This is a genomic window from Mesorhizobium sp. (assembly GCF_024509055.1).
Lineage (GTDB): Bacteria > Pseudomonadota > Alphaproteobacteria > Rhizobiales > Rhizobiaceae > Mesorhizobium.
This window is the reverse complement of the sequence record NZ_JANINM010000505.1, coordinates 1-11,068: the sequence shown is the minus strand read 5'-3', so window position 1 is coordinate 11,068 and position 11,068 is coordinate 1. Positions and strand designations below refer to the sequence as shown.

Below are 11,068 nucleotides of genomic sequence, written 5' to 3'. Positions count from 1 at the left end.
CCCGGAAACGCTGTTCTCGGCAGCCGAGACGTTGCTGCTTCCCGGCGGCATCTTCGATCGCGACCCGGATATGGGATCGCTGGGCGCGAGACTGAACGAGAACTCTCCCAAGGCGCCGATCGAAGCGCCTGTGCTGGTCGCGCAGGGCGCGGACGACGATCTCGTCCCCGCGCGCATCCAGCAGGCCTACGTCGCCAAGCGATGCGCCGAGGGACAACCGATCGACTTCCGGCTCTACAAGGGCCGCGACCACCTTTCGCTGGTGGCCGGCGGCTCGCCGCTGGAAGCCGAGTTGATGACCTGGACGCAGGACCGGCTGGAGGGCAAGGCGGCGACACCGACCTGCGGACATTAGTTCGGCCGCGCAGGCGGCATCGGTTTCAGAACGGCAGACGGATCTCGTCCGGCTCGCCGGTCTCCGGCCAGCCGATGTCCTTCTGGATCTCCCGTGGCAGGCTGTTGAGCTCGCGCACCGTCCTGCGACGGCTGCTTGCCTGCGCGAAAGCGGCACGGACGCGGTTAAGGCTTTTGAACATGGACACCCCCAAATAAAGCAGCGGCGGAAAAACCGGTGCCGCCTGTTCACCAGGCGCCGCTTTTGCGGTGTGTCTGTAACCAGCCGATTGCGCGCCGACGGTGAAAGGCTTCACAAAGCCAGGCGCCCTGAAACATATGCGTGCAAACTAATTTATCGGACTGCGGGGCGATCCCGACGCCATTTCAGCGCGCCGCCAAATTGCCTTTCAGTTCGGCCGCGGCGCCATCCTTCACGATGATTTCGCGATGCGGATAAGGGATGCCTATGCCGTTCTTCTTGAACGTATCCCACAGCGCCAGCAGCACCTTGCCGCGCACGTTGGTCAGGCCCTGTTGCGGGTCGCGAATCCAGAAGCGCAGGACGAAATTTAGCGAGGAGTCGCCGAACCCTGTCAGCCAGCAGACCGGCCGCCGGTCGGCCTCGACCCGGCCGACGCTGATCGCGGCCTCTATCGCCAGCTCGCTGACCTCGCGCGGGTCGGCGTCGTAAGAGACGCCAAAGTCCACGTCGAGCCGCACCAGGTTGTCGCTGAATGACCAGTTGATGACCCTTTGGGTGATGAAATCCTCGTTCGGGATCAAAAATTCACGGCCGTCGCGCGTCACCACCGAGACGAAGCGCGCCCGCAATTCGCGTATCCAGCCGAACGTGCCTTCGAGCGAGATGGTGTCGCCAGGCTTGATCGACTTGTCGAGCAGGATGATCATGCCGGAGACGAAGTTCGAAACGACCTTCTGCAGCCCGAAAGCGAGACCGACGCCGATCGCGCCGGAAAACACCGTCAACGCCGTCAGGTCGACGCCGACAGCCGACAGAGCGACGGCGCCGGCAACCAGCACCAGCCCGATCTTTGCCACCTTGCCGACGAGGACGCGGATCGAGGGTGTCAATTCCTCGGAGAGGCGCAGGCGCTCGTCGACATAGTTGCCGATGACCACGGCAAGCCAGACCGTGGCGATCAACAGCAGTATCGCCTTGAGCAGCAGCAGGGCCGAAAGGCGGATCGCGCCCATGGGGATTGCGAGGCTGTCCAGCAAGGTCGCGGTCTCGTCGCTGAGGCCCAGAATGACGAGCGCGGCGTAAATCCAGATCAGCCAGCCGAGGAGGCGGGCGACCAGGCGGTAGCGCATGATGCGCGACAGCACCGACGCGAAGAGCCACGCAAGGGACAGCGAGAGCACGATATGAAGGAGATGCGAGTGGCTAGGCCAGGCGAAGGCGCGCAAGACGTTGAGCGCGACAAAAAGGAAGAGCGTGAAGATGATCCATTCGGTGCGCCGCAAGAGGGCAATCACGACCCTCAGCAGTCCGGGATGGCCCTTGATCCGACGCGCCCGTTCCTCCGCGAGCGGCTCGATGCGCCGCGCGGCGACCTTGGCGGCGAGGAACAGCGTGGCGACGATGGCGGCCTGATAGAGAAACCACGGCGTGTCGACATAGTCGAACCATCCGCTGGCCGAGGCCAGTGCTGCACCGACAGCGTCGCGAACATCCATTGCCAAGGGACCATCGTGGACTGGGCTAACGAACTGCTACTCGCCTCGCCCCGAAAGCTCGATGCTTTCGGACCGGAATGGGCAATCCCGCTCTGTTTTCCGGTTGGCCGCGCCTCGCGGCCAACGATCGGTTTGGCCGAGAAATGTTCCCGACCTCGCCTCGGGGCTACGCGTTCATGGCTTCATTCGCCGGCACGGTTCTATGCGCCGGCGGGTTTGCCCTTCCGCTGATCTTCTTTATCGATCTCGCCCATCGCCATTTCCCAAAAGCGCAGGTCGTTGCCCTCGGGCTTGCCTTCCTTTTCCCAAAGTTCATGGGCTCGCTGGCGGATGCGTTCTTCTCTTCTCTGCTCGTCCATCGTTTCCTCCCGGTCACGATCTACCAGGAGAAACGTTGCTGCCGCCAAAACGATCCCTACCGGCCCTGACTCGGCTGATCTTCCCGCTTCAGCGCAAGCGGCCGTTACCCAACCATTTTGCCGTCCAACGCGGTCTACTGCTTGGCGGGAGAGACCTGCAACGACTGGATCTCGAACTTGCGCGGACCGCCGAGCGCCCACAGCAGGTCGTTGGATGGGGCCGTCCTGACCGACAGGTCAATATTGGTCTGCGTGCTGCCGGGCTTGACCGCCTGCCCCGAAATAAAGACCTGCATGGTATTGGCCGGCAGCGTGAATTTCGTCGGCGTCGACAGATCCTTTATGTCGCCGAGATCGATGACCTTCGACTGGTCGCCATTCTTGACCTCGGCCGTGACCGGTATGGAAGTCGTCCTGGGCAATCCACCCTGCACTTGCGGAGATATGACGATCGCTTGCGCGCCATCGTCAGTGGTGCCGGTTGGCTGCTGCGCATAGGCGGAAATGTCGAGGAGGGAAACCTTGGCTCCAGGCGGATTGGTGGCGCCGGAAATCAAACTGGCGATTATGGCGGGCGCGGCGATGCCGGCAAAGATCGCCTGCCTGGTCTCATAGTTTGTGTTGGTCAGGGCGACGCCGCCCCCGACAACCGCCCAGAGAACGACACCAAGCAGCAAGCCGATCGCCGGGAGCGGCGTTGTCGGGACAGCGACATAGGTGCTGGCGAGCTTCGCTATGGTGGGCAGCGCCCCGCCAAAAGCACCCCACAGAAAAGCGACGGATTTAGTATCGGCACCCATAGCCCCACCCCTCCGTAGGGAGCGAATACTATCATTTTTTTGCCAATCTGAGAAGTTTAAAGGAGTATAATGAGGTGTTTACTCAAGATTTAATGACATGGCCGCCTCCGCTCCACAATTCATCAAGTCGAGCAGCCACTCAACCACCACACGAAGAAGCTTAGGCAACCACCCTCCCGTCCCTCGCCACTTCCCTGCCCGCGCGGTACACCGCGCGCTCCTTCGGCAGCGCCACCACCGCTTCCGGGACATGCTCGGCCTTCAGCGCCAAGAAGTCGGCCTTTGAGCCGACCGCGATGCCATAGCCTTCGAGCCCCAGCGCCTTCGCGCCGGCGTGGCTGACCACATCGTAAGCCGCTTCCAGTTCCCAGTCTTCGTAGAAGCCGGAGCGGTAGCCGATCATGTTGGCGCGGTTCAGCATGTCGCCATCGCCATAGGGCCACCAGGAATCGCGGATGTTGTCGTTTCCGGCGAAGACGGTGACGCCCGCCTTGCGCAGCGCCGCCACAGGCGGGAATGGGTGGTTGCCCGGCGCGTTGGTCATGATGGCGACGCCCGCGGCGGCGATCGTCTCGCCGGCCTTCCCCAACGCTTCGGGAGAAATGTCGCCCAGCGCATAGGCGTGGCTGACGACGACCCTGCCCTGCATGCCGAGCGCTTTGGTCCGGGCGCATAGCTCCTCGATCTCGAACAGGCCGAGCGTGCCGCCGTCATGCAGATGGATGTCGACGCCGACGCCGCGCTTTTCGGCGAGCCCGAAGACCACGTCGAGATGGGCTTTCATGTCGCGGTCGAAGCTTGCCGGATCGAGCCCGCCGATGAGATCGCAGCCGAGCTTCAGCGCCTCGTCGAGAAGCTCGGCCGTGCCGGGCGAGGACTGGATGCCGCTCTGCGGAAAGGCGACGAGCTGGATGTCGATCAGCTCGCGGTATTTCTCGCGCACGGCAAGGATGCATTCCACATGCTTCAGCCCGACCGCTGCGTCGACCATGACATGGCTGCGCATGGCGAGGCTGCCCTGGCCGACGCAAAGCTCCAGCTGGTTCCTCGCGCGCTCTTCCATCGGCGCCGCCTCGGCGAGGTTCCGCATCTGGAAGGCGACGCGCTCGCGCACGTCGAAGCCGTCGGTGCAGGGAATGTGCGGACGCCAGGCATCGCCATAGAAGGAGGTGTCGAGATGGATGTGGCCCTCGACGAAGGCCGGCAGCACGAGCCGGCCGGCGAGGTCGATGGCGCCCGGCATTGCGGATTTCGCGGCAGGCGTGATGGCGCTGAAGCGGCCGTCGGTCACCGTGAGGTCGGCCAGCGAGCCGTCGGTCAGTTTCGCGTTGAGAAAACGAGTCTGGTTCAAGATGCAATCCATTGAAAGGGAAGGCGTTAGAGCGGGTCGCCGTTTCTGGAAACGGCGACCCGCTCTAACTCATTGTTTGACGCAATTCCGGACGGAAAACCGTGTCACACTTTTCCTGGAATTTGCGCTACTCGTCGCTGCTCAAGCGCGCGAGGTCAATGCGGATCGGGAGAGAAACTGTTTCATGCCGGACACCTCCCCCATCAGGCGGGATCACGGCGTCGCCGTTAACCATAAACCGATGGGCCCGTGGAAGAGTCTGCATCCAATGCATATTCCGCGTTCACGGAAGTTTCCACGCGGCAAAAATATGCGATTGTGAAACCTGCGGTACGAGGCCGCTGTGGTCGACGCGGACGCCCAAGCACATCCCCAACAATGCGCCCCCAACGGACGCGTCGACCATGAACTACGGCGACCCACGGGTCGCCGTTTTTGTTTTCGGCCCACTCAGCCCTGGGACTTGGCGTAATCCGCGATCAGCCCTTCATAGGCGTCGAAGGGCGGCAGCGCCGCGTAGCTGTGCATGGCCGGCGTCGTCGCCCAGGGCAGTTTCTCGCTGGTCCAGGTCTCGATGAAAGGCGTGAACCAGCTCGGATCGTCGAGCATGGTCGGCCGCAGGTTGACGAACCAGTCGAGCCCTTCCGGCCGGGTGAACATCCAGGTCATGCAGTGGCCGCAGAAATAATGCCTCGACGCGCCGTGCAGGCCGCCGACCACCGGCTCGCCCTTGGTCACCTCGAACCCTTCGGCGGGAATGGCCGCGCTCAGCGAATAGGCGCTCGACGACATCGACTGGCAGCCGGTGCAATGGCAGGCCATGGTGAGCAATGGCTTTGCCGAAATCCTCAGACGGACGCGACCGCAGCGGCAGCCGCCTTCGGCGGGCAGGGAAAGTGTGGGCATGATGGGCTCCTGGGGTTGGGGTTTCTCCTTCTCCCTTTGTGGGAGAAGGTGTCGCCGAAGGCGACGGATGAGGGGTGCTCCAGGGAACGCCAGCGTCCCACTCCGCTGGAACACCCCTCATCCGTCTCGGCGCTGCGCGCCGATCCACCTTCTCCCACAAGGGGAGAAGGAAAAGGCGCGCTCAACCAACCAGCTCCTCGGTCGTCACCATCCGCGCGCCCTGCCCAGCGAAAGCCTCGTTGTGCCGCGCGACGATCTCCGGCGCCCTCTCGTCCTGGGAATCGACCGTCGAATGCGCGTCCGAAACCACGGTGACGCCGAGACCCTCCGCAATGGCGCCCTCCACAGTGGCCGCGATGCAGAAGTCGGTCTGGGCGCCGATGAGCACGACGTCCCTGGCACCCTGCCCGGCCACCCAATCGGCCAGCGCCGCGTTGGAAAAGGCATTGCGCACGCTCTTGCCGAAGGTCGGCTCGTCGGCGGCCTGGCCGAGTTGCTGCCACACCCACCAGCCGGGCGCTCCCGGAGCCAGCGGATCGCCCTCCGGTCCATCGTGGCGGATGAAGGCGACCTTGCGGCCGGTGCGCCGCGCCCAGCCGATCAGCGCGCGGGCACGCTCGGCGATGGCGTCAGCGTCATGGATGGGCGGCTCGAAACGGCCGTCGAACATGCCGGTCTGCAGGTCGATGACTATGAGCGGGGCAGTGGCGGAGGGAGCGGTGTCGGACATGGGCGCCAACATAGCGGCGGCGGGGGATGGGTCAAGGATTGGGCCGCGGCTGCAAACGTCGCCCTACGAAACGAAGTCAGACAATCCAGAGTTGAAATCCCAATGCGACGCAACTATTTTCGCTGAGCAATCGGGGGAACAATAACACCGTATTCCAGATCGGAGCCGGCACGCGCGGCGATGACGAGCAGGCTGTGTTCACGCGCCGCGCCACCTCACGACACCAGGGGCATCGGGCCCTTCAGCGCCTCGGCCAGCGCGTCTCGGAACACCGCGATTGGGCGCGCCAGCCTCCCGGCGGGCGGCCGGTGGAGCAGCCAGCAGCGCACCTGCGGACTGAAGCCGGGGCAGTCGACGACCTCGACCGCGTCGCGCCAAGGGCTGCCGGACAAGGCGCCGGGCGTGACGACGCCGATGCCGTGGCCGCGCGCCACCAGCGACATCCTGAGGTCCGCGCCCTGTGCCTCCACGCCGACCTGGAACGGCAGCCGCGCCACCTCGAAACTGTGGCGAATGAAGGCGCGGAAGCCGCAACCGGTCTCGTTGAGCACCCAAGGATAGCGCGCGAGATCGTTGAGCTCGGCGGGCTTCGGAACGCCGAGACCGGGTGAGGCCACAAGCAGCACCGCCTGCACGCCGAGATCGTCGCCGACGAGCTCGGGCGGTGGGGCGACACCGTCCGCGAGGCAGACGGCAACCGCGTCGATTTCGCTGTGCAGCACCTGCTCGACCAGTCGCGGCGACAGGCTGGAGGTGATTTTCAGCGTCAATTGCGGGAAGGCAGCGCGCAAGCTGTCGAGCGGCTCGGAGAGCGCGCTGGTCGACAAGTAAGGCATGATGCCGAGGCGGAATTCGCCCCTCACCTCCCCCGCCGGCGAGACGCCGGCCTTCAGATCCTCCAGCGAACGGAGCACGCGGCGGCCATGCTCATAGGCCTCGCGACCCGAAGCGGTCGGCTTCAGCGGCTTGGACTGGCGGTCGAGCAAGGGGGCGTTCAGACGCTCCTCGAGATTCTGGATGCGGCGCGTGACGCCGGGCTGGGTGAGATTGAGCCTGGTCGAGGCGCCGACGATGGAGCCGGTCTCGACGACGGCAACGAAGGCTTCGAGATCGTGAATATTCATGCGCATCTCGCATAATCATTATAAGATCAATTCAATTGTAGCATTATGATAGCTTCGAATAAAGTCCCTGCTGGATATGCGAGCAGCGAGGATTCCCCCATGAACGGAACAGACAACGCCGAGGTCGAGACGGCCGGCTTCGCCGAACGGGCGCCGATTCCCAGCGAGGCCATTGGCACCATCACCCGGTCGCAGACTTTGCTGTTTGCCGCCTCGGTCGGCATCATCGTCACCAACCTGTTCGCGCCGCAGACGCTGGTCGGGCTGATCGGGCCTTCGCTGGGCGCCGCGGCATCCGAAAGCGGCCTCGTGTCGATGGCGACACTGCTCGGGTATGCCGGCGGGCTGTTCTTCCTTGTGCCGCTGTCGGACCTCGTCGAGAACCGCGTTCTGGTGCTGCGCATGCTCTGCGCGGCGGTGCTCGCCGCTGCCGTCGCCGCGTTCGCGCCCACCGCGATGTCGCTGCTTATCGTGCTCTTCATCCTCGGCGCAGCCTGCTCCTGCATCCAGGTGCTGGTGCCGGTCGCCGCCTCGATGGCGCCGCCCGGACACGACGGGCGCGTCATTGGCGACGTGATGAGCGGTCTGATGATCGGCATCTTGCTTTCGCGCCCGCTCGCCAGCCTCGCCGCAGACGCGTTCGGTTGGCGCGCCTTCTATGGCATCAGCGCAGCGGCGCTGGTGCTGCTCGCCTTCCTGCTCGGCCTCACCTTGCCCCGGCGACGGCCGCAGGCGCATTCCACCTATGCCGCGCTGCTTGCCTCGCTCATGGAACTCCTGCGGCGGGAGCCTGTGCTGCGGCGCCGCGCCTTCTCGGCCAGCCTGATGATGGCGGCGTTCAGCGTGTTCTGGACGGCGGTGGCGCTGCGCCTCGCGGCGCCGCCCTTCGATCTCGGCCAGAAGGGCATCGCGCTGTTTGCTCTGGTCGGCGCCGGAGGCGCGGCGGTGACGCCGCTCTTCGGCCGGGCGGGCGACCGTGGCTTGACGCGGCCGGCGACCATCGCCTCCCATGTCGTGCTCGTCGCGTCGCTCGGGCTCGCGGCCTGGGCTGGCGCGGCCACCGCTGGCGGCGCGTGGCTGCCGTTGATCCTGATGGGCACGAGCGCAGTGCTGCTCGACATCGGCGTCACCGGCGACCAGACGCTCGGGCGCCGCGCCATCAACCTCTTGCAGCCCAAGGCACGCGGGCGGCTCAACGGACTGTTCGTCGGGATCTTCTTCATCGGCGGCGCGGTCGGGTCGCTGCTTGCCGGGGTGACATGGGCCTGGGGCGGATGGAACGCGGTGTGCGCGGCCGGTGCCGCATTCGGGGTGGCCGCGCTGGTCTTGGATTGGCCCGAGTAGTGGAGCCCCGGAGGGCGCAATCTCCCCCTTTGCACGAGGAAGACACCCCTGCAGCGCAGGGGGGTCGTCTCACGTAAGGCGCTGAGTCCCGACGCAAGCGACGAAAGCCTGGCGCTCCACGCGCGGCGCCCCCTCTGTCGCCTCAGGCTATCCCGCCCGTCACCGCATACGCACCCGCCGCGCGCCCGTCCGGCAGCCGTACGATGGCGGTGACGATGGAGCCGTAGGAACCGCGCCAGACAGCGTGGAAGCCCTGATGTGTCGAGGCCGGGACCGCAACCCGCCCGGTGAACCGATTGCCATCGGCCTGCATGAGGGCCGGCTCGCCGTTGACGTGGACCTTTACCGCTGCCGCATTCGCGCCAGCCTCGATTTCCAGCGAGATCGCGATCTCGTCGGTCTCTCCGGCATGGGTCGTCCCGGCGCTCAGCGCCAAAGTGAGCGGCGCACCGCCTGTGCCGGCGTCACCTCTACCCTCGGTCGCCGCGAACACGTCGTCGGCCAGCGGCGGCGTGCGCGGCGGGACGGTGCGGCGCTGCGTGGCGCGCTCGTAGTCCCCGGCAATTTCCAGCAGCACCACGTCGTCATAGGCCCTGCCGGCGAAGGTGAGACCCACCGGCATGCCGATATCGGCCATGGTGCCCATCGGCACCGTCACCGTCGGGATGCCGAGATGACGCCAGACGAGGTTGCCGTTGGCGACCCAGGTGCCGTTGCGCCAGGCAAGCGTGGCCGAGGCCTCGTTGACGTCGGCATCGGCCGGGCCGACATCGGCGACAGCCGGCAGCACCACGGCGTCGAGGCGGTTCGCCTCCAGCCACTCCTCGAAGTCGACGCGGCGCGTTGCCTCAAGGCCCTTCAGCCCATCCTCGATGGTGGGGATGGCCGGGAGCGGCGCCACGCCCTTCTTCGCCCGCTCGACATAGTCGGCGAGGTCGAGGTCGACATAACGGTCGGGCAGCGTGCCCGGCGGCTGCGGGAAGATGTTCGGGCCATCGACCGCGGTGAGATCGGGAAGTGCTGGATCCGCGTTGGCGCGCAGGAAATCGTCCCACGACCAGATGCAGAGGTCCCAGATCTCGCGCTCGGCGAATTCCTTCGGCACCAGCCCGCGATCGACCATGGAGCGCGCGCCCGGGCGGTCGCGCTCGTAGTTGGAGACGACGGGGAAATCGACCTCGACCACCTCGGCGCCGAGTTTTTGCAGATCGGCCGCCGCCTGGCGCCAGAGATCGAGCACAGAAGCGCGCGTCTCGATCGGTTTGTCGGCGCCGGCATCCTTGCCGATATACATTTTCGGCACGCCCAGCCGCTTGCCCTTGAGCGAGCCTTCCAGCTTCAGCCCTGCATAGCTCGCCGGCTTCAGCTCGGATGCCTTGGGGATCTCCACCCAGGGCTGCACGCGCCAGAAATCGCCGCGCGGTTCGGCATCGTCGACCACGATCACGTCGAGCAGCTCCAGCATGTCGGGAACGGTGCGGGTGTGCGGCACCACCACGTCCATGGTCGGCACCAGCGGCCAGTTGCCGCGCACCGAGATGACGCCGCGCGAGGGCGTGTAGGCGACCAGCGCGTTGTTGGAGGCCGGCGCGCGGCCCGACGACCAGGTCTCCTCGCCGAGCCCGAAGGCGCCGAAGCTGGCGGCGGTGGCGGTGCCCGAACCGTTGGACGAGCCGGAGGCGAAGGCGGCGGTCAGCCAGTCTTCATTGTAGGGGCTCTCGGCGCGGCCATAGACACCGCGCTGCATGCCGCCATTGGCCATCGGCGGCATGTTGGTGAGGCCGATCAGCACCGCGCCCGCGGCGCGCAGCCTTGCAATGGTGAAGGCGTCCTCGGTGGCGACGAGATGCTCGAAGGCCGGCGAGCCAGCCGCGACCGTCAGGCCCTTCGCCTTGTAGCTGTCCTTGGCGGTGTAGGGGATGCCGTCGAACGGGCCGAGCACCCTGCCCTCGCGGCGGCGCCGGTCCGAGGCTTCGGCCTCCTCGAACATTGCCGGATTGAGGATGGGGACCGCGTTCAACGCGATGCCATGGCGGTCGTAATGGGCAATGCGGCGCAGATAGGCGCCCACCAGCTCGACGCTGGTGGCGGTGCCGTCTTCCAGCGCGCGGCGCAGGTCGGCGATCGAGGCTTCGACGATGTGGAGATGGGGCATGATGGTGGGAGGCACACTGATTATGGGGTTGGCAATAGCGCTACGATGACCGGGCGAGCGCATCTTGTACAGGTGAGTTCGCCGTACGGGCAGGTTGGCGGGACAGCACCCCCCTCTGCCCTGCCGGGCATCTCCCCCTCAAGGGGGGAGATCGGCAGCTTCGGCCCTTTCGCTAACCTTGAAAGTCGGAAGGTCGGGCGCGGCGTCGAAACAGCCAATCTCCCCCCTTGAGGGGGAGATGGCCGGCAGGCCAGAGGGGGGTGCT

At 65.8% G+C, this 11,068-nt stretch carries 11 protein-coding genes; 2 read left to right on the top strand and 9 right to left on the bottom strand.

Annotation, left to right across the window (positions count from 1 at the left end; all coding sequences use genetic code 11):
• The coding region (locus Q0L57_RS29855) for a lipase family protein (RefSeq protein WP_296746678.1) at nt 1–355 on the top strand (355 nt) is incomplete at its 5' end.
• A gap of 25 nt (nt 356–380) precedes the next feature.
• On the opposite strand, the gene Q0L57_RS29850 is transcribed toward Q0L57_RS29855, so the two are convergent.
• The 8 genes from Q0L57_RS29850 to Q0L57_RS29815 form a co-directional block, all read right to left on the bottom strand.
• The gene (locus Q0L57_RS29850) at nt 381–650 is read right to left on the bottom strand and encodes a DUF1127 domain-containing protein (RefSeq protein ID WP_296746680.1); all 270 of its coding nucleotides are present in this window, start codon (nt 648–650) and stop codon (nt 381–383) included.
• A 70-nt stretch (nt 651–720) separates the two neighbouring features.
• Entirely contained in the window at nt 721–2,034 is a 1,314-nt protein-coding gene (locus tag Q0L57_RS29845) for a mechanosensitive ion channel domain-containing protein (RefSeq protein WP_296746679.1), read from the bottom strand.
• 200 nt (nt 2,035–2,234) lie between these two features.
• On the bottom strand, nt 2,235–2,393 hold the full coding sequence (locus Q0L57_RS29840; protein WP_296746676.1) for a DUF2934 domain-containing protein: 159 nt from the start codon (nt 2,391–2,393) through the stop codon (nt 2,235–2,237).
• A gap of 134 nt (nt 2,394–2,527) precedes the next feature.
• Complete coding sequence (locus tag Q0L57_RS29835) at nt 2,528–3,193, bottom strand: hypothetical protein (protein WP_296746674.1); 666 nt, start codon at nt 3,191–3,193, stop codon at nt 2,528–2,530.
• 160 nt (nt 3,194–3,353) lie between these two features.
• The gene (locus Q0L57_RS29830; protein ID WP_296746673.1) at nt 3,354–4,556 is read right to left on the bottom strand and encodes an amidohydrolase family protein; all 1,203 of its coding nucleotides are present in this window, start codon (nt 4,554–4,556) and stop codon (nt 3,354–3,356) included.
• Nucleotides 4,557–4,994: 438 nt separating this feature from the next.
• Entirely contained in the window at nt 4,995–5,450 is a 456-nt protein-coding gene (locus tag Q0L57_RS29825) for a GFA family protein (protein ID WP_296746672.1), read from the bottom strand.
• 181 nt (nt 5,451–5,631) lie between these two features.
• Nucleotides 5,632–6,180, bottom strand: a complete 549-nt coding sequence (locus tag Q0L57_RS29820) for an isochorismatase family protein (RefSeq protein WP_296746671.1) — start codon at nt 6,178–6,180, stop codon at nt 5,632–5,634.
• 215 nt (nt 6,181–6,395) lie between these two features.
• Nucleotides 6,396–7,304 carry a LysR family transcriptional regulator gene (locus Q0L57_RS29815; RefSeq protein WP_296746670.1) on the bottom strand — a complete coding sequence of 303 codons (909 nt, stop codon included), beginning with the start codon at nt 7,302–7,304 and terminating at the stop codon, nt 6,396–6,398.
• Between the two features lie 99 nt (nt 7,305–7,403).
• Here Q0L57_RS29815 and Q0L57_RS29810 point away from each other — a divergent pair, with 99 nt between their 5' ends.
• Complete coding sequence (locus Q0L57_RS29810; RefSeq protein ID WP_296746669.1) at nt 7,404–8,648, top strand: MFS transporter; 1,245 nt, start codon at nt 7,404–7,406, stop codon at nt 8,646–8,648.
• 142 nt (nt 8,649–8,790) lie between these two features.
• Here Q0L57_RS29810 and Q0L57_RS29805 read toward each other — a convergent pair whose 3' ends face one another.
• Complete coding sequence (locus Q0L57_RS29805) at nt 8,791–10,803, bottom strand: amidase (RefSeq protein ID WP_296746668.1); 2,013 nt, start codon at nt 10,801–10,803, stop codon at nt 8,791–8,793.
• Between the last annotated feature and the right edge of the window lie 265 nt (nt 10,804–11,068).

Bases quoted from the DNA above. Each gene is read 5' to 3' on its own strand.
- Q0L57_RS29805 (WP_296746668.1), bottom strand. From the start codon at position 10,803: ATGCCCCATCTCCACATCGTCGAAGCCTCGATCGCCGACCTGCGCCGC.
- Q0L57_RS29840 (WP_296746676.1), bottom strand. From the start codon at position 2,393: ATGGACGAGCAGAGAAGAGAAGAACGCATCCGCCAGCGAGCCCATGAA.
- Q0L57_RS29845 (WP_296746679.1), bottom strand. From the start codon at position 2,034: ATGGATGTTCGCGACGCTGTCGGTGCAGCACTGGCCTCGGCCAGCGGA.
- Q0L57_RS29825 (WP_296746672.1), bottom strand. From the start codon at position 5,450: ATGCCCACACTTTCCCTGCCCGCCGAAGGCGGCTGCCGCTGCGGTCGC.
- Q0L57_RS29835 (WP_296746674.1), bottom strand. From the start codon at position 3,193: ATGGGTGCCGATACTAAATCCGTCGCTTTTCTGTGGGGTGCTTTTGGC.
- Q0L57_RS29815 (WP_296746670.1), bottom strand. From the start codon at position 7,304: ATGAATATTCACGATCTCGAAGCCTTCGTTGCCGTCGTCGAGACCGGC.
- Q0L57_RS29810 (WP_296746669.1), top strand. From the start codon at position 7,404: ATGAACGGAACAGACAACGCCGAGGTCGAGACGGCCGGCTTCGCCGAA.
- Q0L57_RS29820 (WP_296746671.1), bottom strand. From the start codon at position 6,180: ATGTCCGACACCGCTCCCTCCGCCACTGCCCCGCTCATAGTCATCGAC.
- Q0L57_RS29830 (WP_296746673.1), bottom strand. From the start codon at position 4,556: ATGGATTGCATCTTGAACCAGACTCGTTTTCTCAACGCGAAACTGACC.